The organism is Aeromonas sp. 160P (genome assembly GCF_055193095.1).
In genome coordinates, this window is the sequence record NZ_JBUXKV010000001.1 from 4,096,869 (window position 1) to 4,115,206 (window position 18,338).

General features: G+C 60.0%; 15 protein-coding genes. 8 read left to right on the top strand and 7 right to left on the bottom strand.

Going from position 1 to position 18,338, the window contains the following annotated elements; translation table 11 throughout:
* Nucleotides 1-36: 36 nt before the first annotated feature.
* The 5 genes from ACY8FN_RS18990 to ACY8FN_RS19010 all read left to right on the top strand — a co-directional run bounded on the left by ACY8FN_RS18990 (nucleotide 37) and on the right by ACY8FN_RS19010 (nucleotide 4,802).
* Nucleotides 37-1,092 carry an HlyD family secretion protein gene (locus ACY8FN_RS18990; RefSeq protein ID WP_139720581.1) on the top strand — a complete coding sequence of 352 codons (1,056 nt, stop codon included), beginning with the start codon at nucleotides 37-39 and terminating at the stop codon, nucleotides 1,090-1,092.
* Nucleotides 1,082-2,179: a DUF2955 domain-containing protein gene (locus ACY8FN_RS18995; RefSeq protein ID WP_463100906.1), complete on the top strand. Its 1,098-nt coding sequence runs from the start codon at nucleotides 1,082-1,084 to the stop codon at nucleotides 2,177-2,179. The genes ACY8FN_RS18990 and ACY8FN_RS18995 overlap by 11 nt, the downstream gene beginning before the upstream one ends.
* Before the next feature lie 172 nt (nucleotides 2,180-2,351).
* Nucleotides 2,352-3,110, top strand: coding sequence for a substrate-binding periplasmic protein (locus tag ACY8FN_RS19000; protein ID WP_463100907.1), 759 nt, complete (start codon nucleotides 2,352-2,354; stop codon nucleotides 3,108-3,110).
* Between the two features lie 363 nt (nucleotides 3,111-3,473).
* Nucleotides 3,474-4,346, top strand: coding sequence for a beta-1,6-N-acetylglucosaminyltransferase (locus tag ACY8FN_RS19005; RefSeq protein ID WP_101319125.1), 873 nt, complete (start codon nucleotides 3,474-3,476; stop codon nucleotides 4,344-4,346).
* 99 nt (nucleotides 4,347-4,445) lie between these two features.
* Nucleotides 4,446-4,802, top strand: a complete 357-nt coding sequence (locus tag ACY8FN_RS19010; protein WP_463100908.1) for an MliC family protein — start codon at nucleotides 4,446-4,448, stop codon at nucleotides 4,800-4,802.
* Between the two features lie 59 nt (nucleotides 4,803-4,861).
* Here ACY8FN_RS19010 and ACY8FN_RS19015 read toward each other — a convergent pair whose 3' ends face one another.
* The 4 genes from ACY8FN_RS19015 to nrdD form a co-directional block, all read right to left on the bottom strand.
* Entirely contained in the window at nucleotides 4,862-5,254 is a 393-nt protein-coding gene (locus ACY8FN_RS19015; protein WP_139720571.1) for a TonB family protein, read from the bottom strand.
* Nucleotides 5,255-5,432: 178 nt separating this feature from the next.
* Nucleotides 5,433-5,603, bottom strand: coding sequence for a YqaE/Pmp3 family membrane protein (locus ACY8FN_RS19020; protein WP_005343870.1), 171 nt, complete (start codon nucleotides 5,601-5,603; stop codon nucleotides 5,433-5,435).
* Nucleotides 5,604-5,667: 64 nt separating this feature from the next.
* Nucleotides 5,668-6,177 (bottom strand): anaerobic ribonucleoside-triphosphate reductase-activating protein, encoded by a 510-nt coding sequence (gene nrdG / locus ACY8FN_RS19025; RefSeq protein ID WP_463100909.1) that lies wholly within the window; start codon nucleotides 6,175-6,177, stop codon nucleotides 5,668-5,670.
* Nucleotides 6,178-6,277: 100 nt separating this feature from the next.
* Complete coding sequence (nrdD, locus tag ACY8FN_RS19030; protein ID WP_139728193.1) at nucleotides 6,278-8,395, bottom strand: anaerobic ribonucleoside-triphosphate reductase; 2,118 nt, start codon at nucleotides 8,393-8,395, stop codon at nucleotides 6,278-6,280.
* 446 nt (nucleotides 8,396-8,841) lie between these two features.
* On the opposite strand from nrdD, the gene ACY8FN_RS19035 reads away from it, so the two are divergent.
* A complete protein-coding gene (locus tag ACY8FN_RS19035; protein WP_463100910.1) occupies nucleotides 8,842-9,816 on the top strand; it encodes an ABC transporter substrate-binding protein in 975 nt (324 codons plus the stop codon).
* A gap of 87 nt (nucleotides 9,817-9,903) precedes the next feature.
* Here ACY8FN_RS19035 and ligA read toward each other — a convergent pair whose 3' ends face one another.
* From ligA to ACY8FN_RS19050, 3 genes are all read right to left on the bottom strand, one after another.
* A complete protein-coding gene (gene ligA / locus ACY8FN_RS19040; RefSeq protein ID WP_463100911.1) occupies nucleotides 9,904-11,910 on the bottom strand; it encodes an NAD-dependent DNA ligase LigA in 2,007 nt (668 codons plus the stop codon).
* Nucleotides 11,911-12,010: 100 nt separating this feature from the next.
* Nucleotides 12,011-13,225: a cell division protein ZipA gene (gene zipA, locus ACY8FN_RS19045; RefSeq protein WP_463100912.1), complete on the bottom strand. Its 1,215-nt coding sequence runs from the start codon at nucleotides 13,223-13,225 to the stop codon at nucleotides 12,011-12,013.
* A gap of 15 nt (nucleotides 13,226-13,240) precedes the next feature.
* Nucleotides 13,241-16,615, bottom strand: coding sequence for an AAA family ATPase (locus ACY8FN_RS19050; protein ID WP_463100913.1), 3,375 nt, complete (start codon nucleotides 16,613-16,615; stop codon nucleotides 13,241-13,243).
* A gap of 110 nt (nucleotides 16,616-16,725) precedes the next feature.
* On the opposite strand from ACY8FN_RS19050, the gene cysZ reads away from it, so the two are divergent.
* Together cysZ and ACY8FN_RS19060 are read left to right on the top strand one after the other, a co-directional pair.
* Nucleotides 16,726-17,490 carry a sulfate transporter CysZ gene (gene cysZ / locus ACY8FN_RS19055; protein WP_042020093.1) on the top strand — a complete coding sequence of 255 codons (765 nt, stop codon included), beginning with the start codon at nucleotides 16,726-16,728 and terminating at the stop codon, nucleotides 17,488-17,490.
* Between the two features lie 146 nt (nucleotides 17,491-17,636).
* The gene (locus ACY8FN_RS19060; protein ID WP_101323888.1) at nucleotides 17,637-18,251 is read left to right on the top strand and encodes a trimeric intracellular cation channel family protein; all 615 of its coding nucleotides are present in this window, start codon (nucleotides 17,637-17,639) and stop codon (nucleotides 18,249-18,251) included.
* Nucleotides 18,252-18,338 lie beyond the last annotated feature (87 nt).

The following is an 18,338-nucleotide window of genomic DNA, read 5'->3' on the forward strand; positions in this document are numbered from 1 at the left end:
AAGCCCTCCCGAGACCGATGCTACAGAGAGAATAAGATGACCCCGGATCAACAATTTACCCGCTGGATCAAATGGTCCATGGCAGGCTTTGCCGCCCTTTTTGCCTATTTTCTGATAGCCGACCTGCTGATGCCCCTCACCCCTCAGGCGATGGCGACCCGGGTGGTGACCAAGCTGGCCCCCCAGGTCAGCGGCAAGGTGATCGAGGTCGCCGTGCACAACAACCAGCAGGTCAAGAAAGGGGATCTGCTGTTTACGCTCGATCCCGAGCCCTTCGCACTGGCGGTGGAGCAAGCCCGCTTGGCCTTGGCACAGGCAGAGCAACAGAACAACGAGCTGGATGCGGCGCTGACCGCTGCCGTTGCCGACATCAACGCCAAAGAGACGCTGGCTAGCCAGAAGTGGCGCGAGGCTGAGCGCACCGATGCGCTGTTTCAACGCCACATGGTTTCGCTACAACAAAAAGATGAGACTGACAGCGCCCTGCGCAGCGCTCAGGCCAACCTGCGGGCCAGTCAGGCCAAACTGGCCCAGATCAAGGCCAGCCGTGGCGTGACCGGTGAGGACAATCTGTTGCTGCGCCAGGCCAGCAACAAGCTGGCGCAAGCGGAGCTGGCCCTCTCTTACAGCCGGGTCCACGCGGATCAGGATGGCACCATCACCAACCTGCAGCTCAAGCCGGGCAGTATCGCCAGCGCGGGCAGCCCGCTGCTGGCGCTGGTATCGGAACAGGTGGATGTCATTGCCGATTTTCGGGAGAAGAGCCTGCGCCATGTCGGCGAGCACACCCGCGCCCTGGTCGCCTTCGATGGCGAGCCGGGTCAGCTCTATCCTGCCCGGGTGAGCAGTCTGGATGCCGGGGTGAGTGCCGGTCAGTTTGATGCCAATGGTCGGTTGGCCGCGCCGGTGGAGTCGGATCGCTGGGTTCGGGATGCCCAGCGGATGCGGCTGCACCTCGAGCTGGACCAGCTACCCGACCATCTGCCAGCCGGTGCGCGGGCCACGGTGCAACTGCTGCCGGATAATGCCCTGACCGCCATGCTGGCACGGGGCCAGATCCACCTGCTCAGCCTGCTCCATTATGTCTACTAACCACGCCACTCACCCGTCGGCCAATACCGCCGCGGCCCACCCCAGCGGCGGGACAACCACCCACCTCTGGTATCGGCCCCTCACCGGCAACGAGCTGCGCCAGTGCCTGCGCATCGCCTTTGGCTGCACCACGGGCTTTCTGCTCTGCAAGCTGTTTGGCTGGAGTTACGGGGTCTTCTACACGGTCACACCGGTGCTGCTGCTGGGGATGGTGCCGGTGATGAATGGCCATGCCGCGCGCCAGCTGATCGCGGCGGCGGTGGTCTGTGGGGTGGAAGTCGGGCTGCTGGGGGGGCTGTTTGGCGGCCATCCGGCGCTGATGACCCCCATCGCCTTTCTGCTGTTTCTCTACCGCTTCGCCGCCATGTCGCGGGGCAGCCTGTTTCTGTTCGGGGCCAACGGGGTGCTGAGCCTCAGCATCATGTTGCACTTTGCCAGCTATCCGCAGACCGACCTCAACGATCTGATCGTCAACAACCTCTGGGCGAATGTGCTGTCAGTGCTGATCGCCTATCTGATGACCATGCTGATCCCGGATGTGGAAACCAGACCCAAACCCGTATCGACCCCCAAAGCGCCACACCGGATGCGCCATGAAGCCCTGCTGGGTGCCACGGTGGCGACCCTGTCGTTTCTGGTGTTTCAGGTGTTTGATCTGCGTGACTCCATGTCAGCTCAGGCCACCACCCTGCTGGTGCTGTTTCCCATGCACTGGAATGGCGCGCTGAGTTATGCCCGCAAACGGGCGATGGGCACCTTGCTGGGGGTCACTTTCGGCCTGCTCGGCCAGCTGGTGCTTTATGACTGGTCAGGGCAACTGCTGCTGGTCGCCCCGCTGCTGTGGCTCGGCGCCATGCTGTTCAGCCATGCCCACGTCAAGGAGGCGGGCGGCTCGGGGGTCGGCTTTGGCGCCCTCACCACCCTCGGTATCCTGTTTGGCCAATACCTCACCCCGGGTAACGATCTGGTGTTCAGCGCCCTCTACCGGGTGAGCAGCATCCTGTTTGCCATCGTGGTCACCCTGCTGGCCTGCTACCTCGTCCACCGGCTGCTCAACCGCTGCGAGGCGACCCGCTTTGGCTATTGATTTCCTGTTGTAAACACTATTGTCAGCCCATGGATGAGCTCGTTTTTGCCCCGTCGCCTGCCGGGGCGTTTTTTCTCTCCCTCGTTTACCTCCCTCACCAATCCTCCTGCCACCACAGGTCAGCGCAGAAGTGTGGCTATGCTTGTAAGGCTGCTGTCGATGAGGTGTACCTATGGTTCCGTTGTTAAAAAAATGGTTGGTTTGTCTGGTATTGCTGGCCACCAGCCCACTCGGGGCCGCCCCGCTGCTCATTGGTGCCGAAGATGACTGGGCCCCCTATTGCGAGCGCAACAAGGAGGATGGCCAGCCCCGCGGACTGACGCCGGAGCTGGTCAAGGCAGTGTTCGCAGCCGAAGGGATCGAGATTGTGTTTCGCACCCTCCCCTTCGCCCGCTGCATGCACGATGCAAAAAATGGCAAACTTGCGGGGTGCTTCAACGCCACCATCATCGAAGAGAACCGCTACCAGTACCACTGGCACGATACCCCCATGTTCGAGGAGGATCTCGCCATCTTCGCCCTTGCCAGCGACCCGCAACGGGATCTCAAGCTCACCTCGCTGGAGGGCAAGCGGGTGGGTATCACGCTCGGTTACACCTATCCCACCGATTTTATGGAGAACCCCAGGATCACCCGCTTTCAGGCCAAATCAGATGCCCAGATCCTCGAGATGCTGGTGCGTGGCCGGGTCGACTACATCCTGATGAACGGTATGCCGGGCTATCTCAAGATCCAGCAGAAGCTGCTGACCGGCAAGGTGATCAAGGTTGGCAAGCTCTCCACCGATGGCTTCTGGCTCGCCTTCTCCCGCCACCATCCGCAAGGGGAAGCGCTGGCCAAACGGTTCGAACAGGGGTTGCAGAAGATCAAGAACAACGGCACCTATGAGTGGCTGGTGCGAGATTTTGAGGCCAAACTCGGACTCCATTGAACAGTTTTTATCCGGCGGCGGCGATATATGACGCCGCCTGCCCGAACCGTGCTACTGTGCCCCCTCACTTACCGGCTGCTTGCGCTCTGCACCTGATGACAGGCTTGTCATGCAAAAGAGTCACCCGCCTGGGCACCCCTTGCCCCCCTCTCATCCTCAACCTGACGTTGCCAGACCGGCTGTATTGACCCGATGCCATAAGGCGCATCTCCCCCTGTCGCAGCTTGTTCTCACTGTTGCCATATGCGTTTCACTCTCTTTTATTGCGACAATGGTCAGCCCGACGGGAACCCGCTTCAAGCCATCCGCCTGAAGCTGCCTGCTGTTTGGCGCTGCCCTGCCGCCAACACAGGACACACAGCCATGATTGCCTACTTCATTCTGGTTCATCGCTATCCCGACCAGTTCAAGCGCCTGTTCAAGGCGATCTACCACGACAGTAATCACTACCTGATCCACGTCGATAAAAGCTCGGGCCCGGAGCTGCAGCAGGAGATCGCCAGCTTCCTCAGCGATTATCCCAATGCCTCGCTGCTCGCGAGCAAGAATGCGCTGTGGGGAGGATACAGCCTGGTAGATGCCGAATTGCGCGGCATAGCGGCACTGCTGAAGCAGGGGGTGGAATGGGAGTTTTTCATCAATCTGAGCGCTCAGGACTTTCCGCTGCGCACTCAGGAGCAGATCCACAGCTTCTTGCGCGACCACAGCGGCAAAGATTTCCTCAAAGTGCTCGATCAGCGCAAGCTACGCCCCGATACGCTGCACCGCATCGATCACTATGTGACCGAGACTGAGCGGGAACTGATCTGTGAACAGGTCGCCACCCGCCCCTATCTGGAGGGAGTCATCCCCTACATTGGCAACCAGTGGATGATCCTGAGCCGCGCTTTCTGTGAATTTGTCAGTCACAGCCCCGAGGTGGATCGCTTCAAAACGTTCTATCAAAACACCCTGATCGCCGATGAGGGGTTCTTCCAGACAGTGATCATGAACACCAGCTATCAGGGCCGCATCGTCAACGACGACAAGCGGGCCATCGACTGGATCCCCATGGGAGACATCAAGCTAAGGCCGCGGGACTATCTGGCGGAAGATGCCACGGCGCTGCTGCAAAGCGATCATCTGTTCGCTCGCAAGTTCGATGAGACCATCGACAGCCAGATCCTCGACATTCTGGAAGGGGTGCTGGCACAACCGCTGGCAAATACCGCCCGAGCCGAGCCTGCGCTGGCATGAGGTTCCGGACAACTACCGACGCAGACGCCAGACCAGCCATTGCAGATCATCATCAAGCTGTTAGTCTCATGCTCGGATGACATAAATGGGACTGCAATCATGAAAAAAGCTCATATGATGACCATCGGCATGCTGGCGATGGGGGGGCTCGCGGGCTGCAATCAGGGTAATTCCCTCTCCATCACCGGTGGCGAAGCGGTCAGCTACCAGTGCGAGCAGGGCAAGAAGGTGCAGGTGCGCTACTTCTCCCTCTCCGACGAGAGCCTCAGCTTTATCAAGCTGTCGCTGCCGGACGGCAAAGATTACACCCTGCCCCAGGCCGTCTCGGCCTCCGGTGCCCGCTATACGGACGAGCATGAGGCCGTCTGGTGGAACAAGGGGAGTGAGGGCTTTGTCGAGATGCGTGACAAAAACGGTGAGTGGCAGACCGTCTATCGTGACTGCAAGCAGCAATAAACGTGACCCCGGCCTGGCCGGGGTCTCTATTTCGCTGGCATCAGAGTGCCGGGAGGGGATCAGTTGATCTCGATGTCGAAGCGGTTGATCACCTCGACCGGAATGGCATCCGGGTTGCCCTCTGCCGGGCTATAGCGGATCCGCGAGAGGGTCGCCAACGCGCTCTGCTCCAGCTCGCCGGGGGGATCAGCGGCCACCACTTCCGGCTTGATTGGCGTACCGTTGGAGTCAATCTGGTAACGCACTTCCACGAACCCCTTGACCGGTTTGGCAGGCAATACCGGTTGATCATCACCGAACCATGACCACTTATTTTCCTGAATCCAGTAGCTGGACAACTGCTCAAGGGGGATAACGATCGGAGCGCGCTCGCGCGCCACCTCCTGACGGGATGAACACCCCAACAACAGTGTCACTGCCAGACCTGACCATACTGCGACTTTCCACTTCATATAACGCTCCCTGTTCTTTGCCGGCGCTTGTTGCCGGACTGCAGGACGCTCAACGCGCGCCCCAATTGGTCAGTCACCCATCCTAACGAAAAAGTATTCGTATGAACATGAACAAAAGGGCCAACCCCGAGAGGTTGGCCCTTTTGTCGTCAATAAGCTCATTAGTCAGCCGGTGGCATCAGCCGCGCTTGTCACTCACCACCAGCCAGAGCGCATGGACCATGCCCGGCAGACCGCCCAGCAGGGTCAGCACAATGTTGATTAAAAAGTGCAGGCTAAAACCCACCTGAATAAAAGCGCACACAGGGGGCAGGAAAATGGCCAGCAGGATCTTGAGCAGATTGTTCATCTCGGCTCTCCTCGTCAATGATGTCGTCGAAATAGGGATGGGCTAACCATAAACATCCCGGGCTTCAACTGCAAACCAGACAGGGGATCCGCTCTCCACTCTCGCGCCAGCCATTGAGGTCGTGGATCTGCTGATTGCTGCTGCCACGCCAGAGCAGACCGGGGTCCGCCAGCGCTTTTTCAAACCGGCCATCCACCAGCACATCCAGCAAGGCAAGCAGCTCGCGCTGGGCAGCAGAGAGCTCGCCCAGCCGATAACCGGTCCAGCACCAGATATCCTTGCCGGGACACTCGGCGCGCACCCGCTTCACCAGTGCCAGCACCTGGGGCACGTTGGCGGGGTGGAGCGGATCGCCACCGGAGAGCGACAGACCTCGCCGTTTAATACGCGTGTCATTGAGATCCGCAATGATGCGATCGCTCATCGCCTGATCGAACGGCTGGCCGCCATCGAGCCGCCAGGTGCTCTGGTTGTAGCAGCCCGGGCACTGGTGCTCGCAGCCGGAGACAAACAGGGTGGCGCGGGTGCCGGGGCCGTTGATCACATCGACCGGGTAGTACTGGTGGTAGTGCATCGCTTGTTTCCTGCCTCGCTCATGGCACAGCGGCATGGCTGCCGCCCTCCAATGAAAATGGCCCCTTGGGTCAGGGGCCAGCTCTTCATCGCTTGTGCGTTTACATATGTTTGACGCGACGCTTCACTTCTTCCTGCTTGCCCGCATTGAAGGGGCGCGCATCCGGGCTGCCAAGATAGCCGCAGACACGGCGGGTCACCGACACCTTGGCCGGGTCGTGGTTGCCGCAGCGCGGGCAGGTAAAGCCCTTGGATGTGCACTCGAACTCGCCGGTAAAGCCGCAGTCGTAGCACTCGTCGATGGGGGTGTTGGTACCGTAATAGGGCACCTTGTCATAGCTGTAATCCCAGACGTTTTCGAGCGCTTCCAGATTGTGCTGGATGTTGGGGTACTCGCCGTAGCAGATGAAGCCGCCGCTGGCGATGGGCGGATAGGGCGCCTCGAAGTCCAGCTTGTCGTACGGGTTGACCTGCTTCTCCACATCGAGGTGGAAGCTGTTGGTGTAGTAACCCTTGTCGGTCACGCCGGCCACTACACCAAACTCCTTGGCATCGATGCGGCAGAAACGGGTGCAGAGGTTCTCGCTCGGGGTGGAGTAGAGGCTGAAACCGTAGCCGGTCTCGTCCTTCCACGCATCGGTCGCCGCCTTGAGGCGCTCGATGATGGCGATCGCCTTTTGGCGCAGCATCTCGCTATCAAACAGATGGGTGTCGCCGCCAAACAGGGCGTTGATGGTCTCGTGCACCCCGATATAACCGAGCGAAATGGAAGCGCGGCCGTTCTTGAAGATCTCGCTGACGTTGTCGTCTGCTTTCAGACGCACGCCACAGGCCCCTTCCATATAGAGGATCGGCGCAACCCGGGCCTTGACCCCGTCGAGCCGCTCGATACGGTACATCAGCGCCTTCTTGGCCACCCGCAGGGCGGCATCCAGACGATCCCAGAAGTCCGCTTCATCACGGGATTTCAGGGCGATACGCGGCAAGTTGAGGCTCACCACGCCAATGTTGTTGCGGCCTTCGTGGATCAGCTCGCCATTCTCCTCGTACGCGCCGAGGAAGGAGCGGCAACCCATGGGGGTCTTGAAGGAGCCGGTCACCTTGACCACCTGGTCGTAGTTGAGGATGTCCGGATACATCCGCTTGGAGGCACACTCCAGCGCCAGCTGCTTGATGTCGTAGTTGGGGTCCCCGACCTTATGGTTGAGGCCATCCTTGATGGCGAACACCAGTTTCGGGAACACCGCGGTTTTCTTATTCTTGCCAAGGCCAGCGATGCGGTTGCTGAGGATGGCGCGCTGGATCAGCCGCGACTCCCAGCAGTCGCCCAGGCCAAAGCCGAAGGTGACGAACGGGGTCTGGCCGTTGGCGGTGTGCAGGGTGTTTACTTCGTACTCCAGTGACTGGAAGGCGTCGTAGCACTCTTTTTCGGTGCGGGCCATGGCGTAGGCGTCCACATCGGCAATCCCCCACTCTTCGGCCACTTCACGGTGCTTCTGCCAGCTGATGGTCACATAGGGTGCCAGCACTTCGTCGATGCGGTTGATGGTGGTGCCACCATAGATATGGCTCGCCACCTGGGCGATGATCTGGGCGGTCACGGCGGTGGCGGTGCTGATCGATTTCGGGGTATCGATCTCCGCATTGCCCATCTTGAAGCCGTGGGTCAGCATCCCTTTCAGATCGATCAACATGCAGTTGAACATCGGGAAGAAGGGAGAGTAGTCGAGATCGTGGAAGTGCAGATCACCGCTCTCATGGGCCTGTACCACATCACGGGGCAGCATGTGGCTGGTGGCATAGTGCTTGGCGACAATACCGGCCAGCAGGTCGCGCTGGGTCGGGATCACCTTGGAGTCTTTGTTGGCGTTCTCGTTGAGCAGGGCGGCGTTGGTCTGCTCGACCAGACCGCGGATCTCTTGCGCCAGACGACCGCGCGCCTCGCGAGCCTGATCCCGATCGTGGCGATATTCGATATAGGCACGGGCGATGGCCTTGTCGTCGGACGCCATCAGGTGGTTTTCGACCCGGTTCTGGATCTCGTGGATATCGACTTCACCACGCCCTTCCAGCTCCTGACTGACCGCGCTTGAGATACGCAGTGCCAGCGCCGAACTGGCCTGACTGACCGCTTCCGCCGCACGGCTGACCGCCTCTGCAATCAGCTGGGCATTGAATGGTGCGCGACATCCGTCACGTTTGATCACAACCGGTTTCATCGAATTTCCCCGTTAAAAGGCCAGGCAATCTGCCCTTGGCTCACCCTTGTTAGGCCCCCCTCCCGGCGTCTCATCCTGGACACAAATAAATTCAGCCGAGGCTTGACAAACCCGGGCTGAAGATAGGAAGGGAACAGCTTATGCACAGCTTAATAACACAACATATAGGGATTAAAAACGAATGCATGCCCATATGTGGTGTCTATTAGGCACCAAAGCGCGTCCTCATTTCTTGATCCAGAACAGGTTTTTCAGCTAGCGGGACAGTTCACGACCAACCATAACAAGCTCCAAATAAACCCAAAATCAGGCGTAGTGCGGGCTGGCGTCCGATCCTGATACCTGAAAATAAATCGCGGCTCGCCGCACCGATTTCGGGATGACAGTGCCAGTCAAAACCACACATACTGAGCAGGTACACACTATCCCTTGATACCGGAGCCGTTATGCTCAAGTCGCTGCTGTTATTGCTGCTGACCAGCCTATCTTTACCGCTCTATGCCGCCCATATTCTGGTGATCAGCAGTTACCATCCCGAATTCCTGTGGGACAAGAGCTACAACAAAGGCTTGCTCAATGGATTACACGGGGAACACCAGATTTCTCACTTCTATATGGATACCAAACGCTATCAGCGGGAGGAGTTCGACGACATCGCCCAACGGGCAATCGCCTTCTATCTCAAGAGCAAACCGGATCTGGTAGTGCTGGGGGATGACAACGCCATCAACTATCTGGCCAATGAGATCGCCGCCCTCGGGACGCCAGTGGTCTTTCTCGGCATGAACGAGAATCCGCGCCTCAAGGGCTTTGTCGGCCATCCCAAGATCACCGGGGTGCTGGAGCGGCCCCTGCTCAAACGCAACATCAGCGAGATAAGCCAGCTGATGGGGGGGCTCGACAAGGCGCTGGTGCTGTTTGATTCCAGCAATGTCGCGCTCACTGCCATCGAGGATGAGTTCAAAACCCAGACCCAACTGCGGGTTGGCCAAACCCTGATCAATAGTCAACTGATGGGTGACTATGGCCTTTGGCAGGAGGCGGTGCTCAACGCCAAGAAGAACGGCTATCAGGCCATTTTCCTCGGTCTCTACCACGCGCTGGTCGATGCGCAGGGCCAGCATGTCAGCGAACAGACGGTGCTGGCGTGGACCAGCGCCAACAGCCCGCTGCCACTGTTCTGTTTCTGGGAGTTTAGCGTCGGCAAGGGGATGGCTATCGGTGGACTGGTGCTGGACGGCAACGATCAGGGGCATCAGGCAGCCGCCCTGATCAACAGCATACTGGCAGGCACCCTGCCCCGCACCCTCTCCCCACGAGCGGCACTGCGCGGCGAGTATGTCTTCAGCAAGAGCGAGCTGGCCCGCTGGCAACTCACCGTGCCCGACAAGTGGCGCCACAAGATCCTCTGGCGTGAGTGAGTTACGGCCCAGAAACAAAAAGAGAACCCGGCCATGCCGGGTTCTCTTTTATCGGGTGCTGCGGTAAGCAGGCTGGGCGAAGGCGATTCAGCCCTGCAATGCCTGCTGCAGCTGCTCTTCGGTCCAGATGGTGATCCCCAGCTCCTGAGCCTTGATCAGCTTGGAACCAGCGGCTTCCCCCGCTACCAGCACATCGGTCTTGGCAGACACAGATCCCGCCACCTTGGCACCCAGCGCCTGCAGCGCCGCCTTGGCGTCGTTGCGAGAGAGGATGGTCAAGGTACCGGTCAGTACAAAGGTTTTGCCAGCAAAGGGCTGTTCGCTTGCCTCTTTCTGCTCGATCACTGGCCAGTGGATGCCTGCGGCCAGCAGGGCCTCCAGCACCTCCACGTTGTGGGGTTGGCGCAAGAAGTAGTAAACATGCTTGGCTACCACGTCCCCCACATCTGCCACCGTCAACAGCTGCTCCACCGAGGCTGCGCGCAAGGCATCCAGGGTGAGGAAGTGATTGGCCAGATTGAGGGCGGTCGCCTCCCCCACTTCGCGGATCCCCAAGGCAAACAGGAAGCGCGGCAGGGTAGTGCTGCGCGCCTTGTCGATAGCCGCCACCAGATTGAGGGCCGATTTTTGCCCCATCCGCTCAAGACCGGCCAGCTGGATGGCGTTGAGGCTGAACAGATCGGCCGGGGTCTTCACCAGTTCCTTGTCCACCAATTGATCGACAATCTTGTCGCCGAGGCCATCGACATCCATGGCGCGCCGCGCCGCGAAGTGCTTGAGGGCCGCCGCACGCTGGGCCTCGCAGAACAGGCCGCCGGAGCAGCGAGCAACTGCTTCCCCTTCCAACCGCTCCACCGCCGAGCCACAAACCGGACACTCGGTCGGGAACAGGATCGCGCGGGCGTCGCTTGGGCGCTGCGCCTCCACCACCGCCACGATCTGCGGGATCACGTCTCCGGCACGGCGCACGATCACCGTATCGCCGATCATCACGCCAAGGCGCTCAATCTCGTCGGCATTGTGCAGGGTGGCGTTGGAGACGGTGACGCCGCCAACGAACACAGGTTTGAGCTTGGCCACCGGGGTCACGGCGCCGGTGCGGCCGACCTGAAACTCGACGTTCTCCAGCTCCGTCATCTCCTCCTGAGCCGGGAACTTGTGAGCAGTCGCCCAACGTGGGGCGCGTGCGACAAAGCCCAGCTCCTCTTGCAGGGCGATAGCATCGACCTTGTAGACCACCCCATCGATCTCATAGGGGAGCTCGCCACGACGGGCCAGAATGTCGTCGTGGAACGCCTGACAACCGGCAGCCCCCTCGTTGAGCTTCACCTCAAGGCTGAGTGGCAGCCCCCATGCTTTGAGCTGATTGAGACGACCAAAGTGGGAATCCCCCAGCTGATCGCCACCCACGCCGACCCCGTAGGCATAAAAGCTCAGGGGACGGCTGGCGGTAATGCGCGAATCGAGCTGACGCAGACTGCCAGCAGCCGCGTTACGCGGGTTGACGAACACCTTCTCGCCAGCAGCCAGCGCCTTGGCATTCATCGCGTCAAAACCCGCCTTGGGCATAACGACTTCACCACGCACTTCCAGCCGGGCAGGCCAGCCAGAGCCACGCAAGACCAGCGGGATCGCCTTGATGGTACGCACGTTCTCGGTGATCTCCTCACCGGTAGCGCCATCACCCCGGGTGGCAGCCTGCACCAGCTGACCATCCACATAGAGCAGGCTCACCGCCAGACCATCGAGCTTGGGCTCGCAGCAGAAGGTGAAGCGCACGTCACGCTTCAAGCGATCGCTCATCCGCTGCTCGAACGCCTGCAGCTCTTCGCTGCTAAATACGTTGTCCAGACTCAGCATGGGGATCTCGTGGCGCACCTGACTAAAGGCTGTCAGCGGCTTGCCGCCGACCCGTACGCTGGGTGATGCCGGGGTTTTCAGCTCGGGGTGAGCCGCTTCCAGTTCGAGCAGTTCGCGCATCAGGCGATCGTATTCGGCATCCGGTACTGTGGGGTTATCCAGCACATAGTACTGATGACCATATTCGGTAAGCAGTTCACACAATTGACGGTGGCGGGAGAGGGTTTCGCTCATGGAGAAGTCTCGAGGTGTGATTGAAAATCCGGCCAGGGGTAGAAATAAAAATGCGGCACCTGGGTACCGCATTTTTTATTCATTCGACCCGCATGGCGTATTAGTCGCGACTGGCCTCATAGGTAGCCAGTTCGTGACGGTAGCGGGCGATGGTCTCATCGCTCAACGGGCTACGATGCATATCCGTCAGCATGGCATCGAGATCGCTGGCCAGCTGGTCAGCCGCCTGCAGCATATCTTCGAACGCAAAGGCGGTATTGCTACGCAGCGGCAGTTGCATGAACAGCGACACGCCCGGTGTGGTGAACTGCTCCATCCGATACGGATTGAAGGTACCCGGCTTGACCATATTGATCATCGAGAAAAGCACTTCACCCTTGCCATTGGGATCTTCGTGACGGTGGAAAATATCCATCTCGCCGAATTTGAAGCCCAACGCCATCAAAGAGGCCAACAGGGTTGCCCCTTGCAGATCATGACCCGGACGGCCCATCAGGTTGATGACATAGACATCCTGCCAAATCTTCTCAACCGGTTGCGGCGCCATGCGCGGCTCTTCGACCATGGGAACAGGAGCCACATAAACCGGCTCTTCATATACCGGCTCAGGCGCCACATAACGGGGCTGCGGCTGATATTGCGGCTCGGGGGCACGGACCGGTTCTGCACGCACAGTTTCGCTGCGTACACTCTCGCTACGGGCAGTCTCGCTACGGGCAGTATCGGTTCTGGCTGCCTCGCTACGAACCCCAAAGGTCGGGGCGGTAGCATAAGCAGGCTCGACCAGCGGTTCGTCATCCAGTGACTGGATCATCGGTTCGCGCTGGGGACGAGTACGGTGTACCGGGGTGCGGCGGATCACCTGAGCGGGCTTGCGCACCGGGGCTGCAGGCACCTCGTCGGCAAGCTCTGGCAGAGGCTCGTCAAATTCGTCCTCTTCTTCCTGATAGACAGGGGGCGGTGGAACCGGACGGGCAGCAGGCTTGCGAAGCACTGGCGGCGGCAGATCCTCTTCCTCGTCTTCATCATCAAACGCAGGAACAGTGGCACGACGAGCGAGTTCCGGCTGGCGGCTCTCTTCGTTGTGCAATTTGGGTTCGGCACGACGGCCAGCAGCGACCACGCGCACCTGGCCGATGCCATCGCTGTCGAAGCTGTCGTTATCACGATCCCGCGATTTCGAGTCCATTCGTCCGGCCGGTTTCTCTTTGATCGGCGCCTGACGATTCTTTTTGTTGCTCCACAACCCGTGAATGAGCAATGCCGCAATAGCAATACCGCCCAGGGCAACCAAGATGTAACGCAATTCCTGCATTAGCTGCTTCTCTTTCTAGTTTTGCTCAGCCAAAGCGACGGCGGCACCAATATCGACCGACACAATGCGAGAAACCCCGGGCTCTTGCATCGTGACGCCAACCAGCTGCTCAGCCATCTCCATGGAGACCTTATTATGACTGATGTAAACGAACTGTACTGTGCTCGACATCTCTTTGACAAGAGAACAGAAGCGACCGACGTTCACTTCATCGAGCGGTGCATCCACCTCATCCAGCAAACAAAATGGTGCTGGGTTGAGTCTGAAGATGGCAAAAACCAGCGCAAGCGCGGTTAACGCCTTCTCCCCCCCGGAAAGCAGGGCAATGGTAGCATTCTTCTTACCCGGAGGTCTCGCCATGATGCTCACTCCGGCCTCCAAAAGATCATCGGAGGTCAACTCAAGCCAGGCACTGCCCCCACCGAACACTTTCGGAAACAGGGATTTTAAATCTTCATTGACCTTATCGAAAGTATCCCGGAACCGTATTTGTGTCTCTTTATCAATTCTTTTAATGGCTTGGCTCAGGGTTTCCAGCGCTTGCTCGAGATCCTGACACTGGTTTTCCAGGTAAGTCGCCCGGGTTTTCGCCTCTTCATACTCCGCCAGCGCCGCCAAATTGATGGCGCCAAGTGCCTCCACTTGCGCCTCCAGAGTCTGGATCTCCTGACGCAGTTTGCCCCGATCGGCGGCAATCAGTACCGCCTGATCGAGATCCACCAGCCGGACGCCCAGCTCTTCAAACTGTTCGTGCAGCCCCTGCCGACGGGTGAGGTTGCGCTCTCGCTCCAAACGCAGGGTCGCCAGCTTCTCCTGCAGGGTCACCAGCTGCTTGTGATCGGCACTTCTGGCCTGCTCCAGCTCGCTCAGCTGACGCTCCAGCTCGGTCAAGCGTTGCTGGCAAGCCAGTTGCAGCGCTTCCAGGCTGCGTTGGTCTGCCAGCAGCGGGCCCAGATCAGGCCCCGCATCACTCGCAGGCCCCTTGAGCCCGGCCAGATCCAGCCCAAGCCTTGCCAGCTCCTCTTGGCCCAAGGTGAGCAACTGGCGCAAGTTAACCAGCTCCAGTTGCAAACGCTGGCTGGCAGCCTGTTGCTGTTCGCGGCGCAAACGCGCCTCCTCCACCGCCCGCTCGCAGCGGGTCAGCCGCTCCTGGGCGGCCTGCAACCCTTGGGTCAGCGGTTCCCCCTGCTCCTGCAACTCGGCAAGGCGCGCCTCATCGAGTTCCAGTTGTTCATGGGCGCTGGCCAGCCGATCTGCCTCCTCGGCCTGTTCCTGATCGAGCCGGATCAGCTCTTCGCCAAGCTGGCCCAACCGCTGCAACCGCTCCTGCCGCTGGCCTTGTTGCAGGCTCCAGGCTTCGCGCAGTTGTTGCCATTTTTGCTCCTGCTCGCGCAGGGTTCGCTGCGACAATTCCTGGGCGCTGGCGTGTTGCGCGCGCCAAGCATCGGCTGTGACAAGTTGCTCAGTCAGTTGCGCCAGCCCCGCGGCAACCCTCTCCTGCTCGGTATGCAACCGCTCACGCTCCCCCAGCAACGCCATGGTGCCGAGCGCCGCGCCCTGCCCCAGATCTGCCCAGTTGGGACCGAACCAGTCGCCCGCACTGGTCAGCAGTGACTCACCGGCGGCCAGGGTATGCTGGCGGGCCAATGCGGCCTCGCGGCTTTCGACCAGCCAGATGGCATTGAGGAAGGCGGGAGTGTGCTCGCCGCCCAGTTGCGCCGCCAGGGTGCCGGCAACCGCCGGTTGCGCCGGGCCAATCCAGAGACCTTCTTGAGCCAAATTGCACTCGTCAGCAGGGGTGGCGGTCAGCCAGCGGCCAAGCACCTTGTCGAGCGCCGGTGCCCACTCGGGGGCAACCTGCAGCCGATCGGCCAGGGTCGCCCCCTCCATCTGCTCGCCGAGGATCTGATCCAGCGTCCCCTGCCGCGTCTGCAGCTCCCGTTGCAGGCCTAGCTGCTGGCCATGCTGCAGCTTGAGTTGTTCATGGGCTTCGACGGCCAAGCCCAGCTGCTCGGTCAACTCGCCAGTGGCGGCCCGCGTCAGCTCCAGCTCACCACTCAGTGCATCGAGGGCCGGTTGCAGATCGTTGGCCTCTGCGCCAAGGGGGCCGGAGCGCTCATCTTCCAGTTTGAGACGGGCCAGCCGGGTCTTGGCTTGCAGCTCCTGCAGACCCCCCAACCGGGCACGAGTCTGGTTAAGTTGGCCCTGTAACAGGGTCACCTGCTGCTGCCACTGCTGCTGGCATTGACGGGCCTGCTCCAGTCCCTCGCTGGCCTGCTGGCGGGTCTCCTGCTGCTCGGTGAGCAACTGCTCACACTGCTCCAGCCGAGCGTCTTCCTGCTCGCCGCGCAATACCCCTTCGGTCAACTGCTCCTGCTGGCTGGCAAGCTGCTCTTTGCGGGTGGCGATCCGCTCGCCCAGCGCCTGGGTGCGGGCCTGCCAGTCACGCCCCAGTTCGCTCTGGTGCAGTTGCTGTTGTTCCAGCCGAGCGATAGCCTGGCCGCCGAGAAAAATCTGTTGCTGGCGACTCGCCTGCTCGGCTTGCGCCTCTTGTCTGGCTACCGACAGGGTAACGTGGCGCCCCTCGTCGGCGGTACGTTTGGCATCCAATGCGGCCAACGCCTGCTCGGCCTGCGCCAGCTCGGCTTTCGCCTCGCCCAGACGGGTTTCCAGCGCCCACAACTCGGAGCCGATAAGCTCGGCGCGCGCGGCGCGTGAACGGCTCTTGAGCTGCTTGTAGCGCTCGGCCGTTTCGGCCTGGGATTTAAGGTGATCGAGACGAGCACCCAGCTCGCCGCGAATATCGCCGAGCCGCTCCAGATTCTCGCGAGTGTGGCGAATCCGCTGTTCGGTTTCGCGGCGTCGCTCCTTGTAGCGAGAGACGCCAGCCGCCTCTTCCATAAAGAGCTTGAGGTCGGCAGGGCGCGACTCCACCAATCGACTCACGGTGCCCTGCTCGATGATGGCGTAGCTACGGGGGCCAAGACCGGTGCCAAGGAAGAGGTCGGTCACATCCTTGCGGCGGCACTTCTGGCCGTTGATTTGGTAATAGTTGGAGCCGTCACGCAGCACTTCGCGGCGCACCGAAATTTCGGTAAAACGGCCAAATTCACCGGGGACCCGGTTATGGGGATTGTCGAACACCAGTTCGACCGAGGCGCGACCATGGGGGCTGCGATTGATGGAGCCATTGAAGATGACATCGGTCATATTCTCGCCACGCAGATGGCGGGCAGAGCTCTCTCCCAGCACCCAGCGCACCGCATCGATCACGTTGGATTTGCCACAGCCGTTAGGGCCCACCACGGCAGTCATGTCTGCCGATAATTCAATGCGGGTCGGCTCGACGAACGACTTGAAGCCGGCGAGTTTGATCAGTTTCAGACGCATGGCGACCTGTATCAGTGGCGAAATAAAAGGAAGGCGGGCAGGCGACTTTACCAAATCAAAGGGATGTTTGTAATATGCTGGCTGTTCTCCCATGCATAGATGGAGCTCACATGAGCCAATCCCCCCATATGGTCAAAGAGTCAATCAGTGGTGCAGACTACTTCCTGCGCGGTTTTTCCCTGATCCGCCAACCGGGCATCCGCACCTTCGTGTTGATCCCACTGTTAGTCAACTTCGTGCTGTTTGCCGGGGCCTTCTATGCCCTCCTGTTGCAACTTGACGGTCTGTTCGCCTGGATCCATCAGCAGATCCCGGCCTGGCTAGACTGGCTCGATTACCTGCTGTGGCCCATCGCGCTCATCACCATACTGGTGGTCTTCTCGTTTATCTTCAGTTCGGTCACCAACTGGATCGCCGCCCCCTTCAACGGCCTGCTGGCGGAAAAAGTGGAGCAGATCCTCACCGGCCAGCCCGCCAATGACAGCGGCATGCTGGATATCGTCAAGGATGTGCCGCGCACCTTCGGCCGCGAATGGACCAAGCTGAAGTATTACCTGCCCAAGGCCATCGGCTGCCTGATCCTGTTTTTCATCCCGGTGGTCGGCCAGACCCTGGCACCGGTGCTCTGGTTCCTGTTCAGTGCCTGGATGATGGCGATCCAGTATGTGGATTATCCGTTCGACAACCACAAGATCGACTTCATCACCATGCGTGACGCCCTCAAGCAGCGCCGTGGCAAGAGCCTGAGCTTCGGCGCCTTGGTCACCCTCTTCTCCGCCATTCCGGTGGTAAACCTGTTTGTGATGCCCGTCGCCATCTGTGGCGCCACCGCCATGTGGGTCGATCACTACCGGCAGGAGCAGTTGGGACGCTAACCCTTGAACATTGATTAGAAAAAGGCACCCGAAACGGTGCCTTTTTACTATTTAGCATGAATTAAATTCATGTATAGGTTGGATTACTTGTCCCATATAACCCGAGTAGGTAGGATACGGGCCTTTCTCGTACCCTGGAATATCTCATGTTACATGCTCTCTTCTTGATCGGCCTGGTAGCCGAAGGGATGACAGGCGCGCTGGCCGCAGGTCGGCGACGGATGGATCTGTTTGGTGTGGTGATCATCGCCTCGGCGACCGCCATCGGTGGCGGTACCATTCGCGATGTGCTGCTGGGCCACTATCCGCTGCTCTGGATTGAACACCCGGAATATGTGCTGCTGGTTGCCGCCGCAGCGATGGCGGGAGTGATCTCGGCCCCCTTGATGCGCTATCTCGGCAAGCTGTTTCTGGCCCTCGATGCGCTGGGACTGGTGGTGTTCTCTATCTTTGGCGCTGCCCGTGCATTAGAGATGGGCCACGGCGCCGGTATTGCCTGCATCATGGCGGTGGTGACCGGGGTATTTGGCGGAGTGCTGCGTGACCTGCTCTGCCAGCGGATTCCGCTGGTGTTTCGCCGCGAGCTCTATGCGGCCATTTCGCTGATCACTGCCGCGCTCTACTGTCTGGCGCTGGATCAGGGCTTGCCGACCAACTGGGCGGCTTTCGGTGCCATCGGTATCGGCTTTGTGCTGCGACTGTTGGCGGTACGTTTCAAGTGGGGACTGCCAACCTTCAACTACCAGTATGCGACCCACTGAGTACGCTGGCTGCTGGCTAGGCGGCATGGATTGCGAGCAACAAAAAAGCGCCCGAGTGGCGCTTTTTTCATGAGCATATTGATCGCT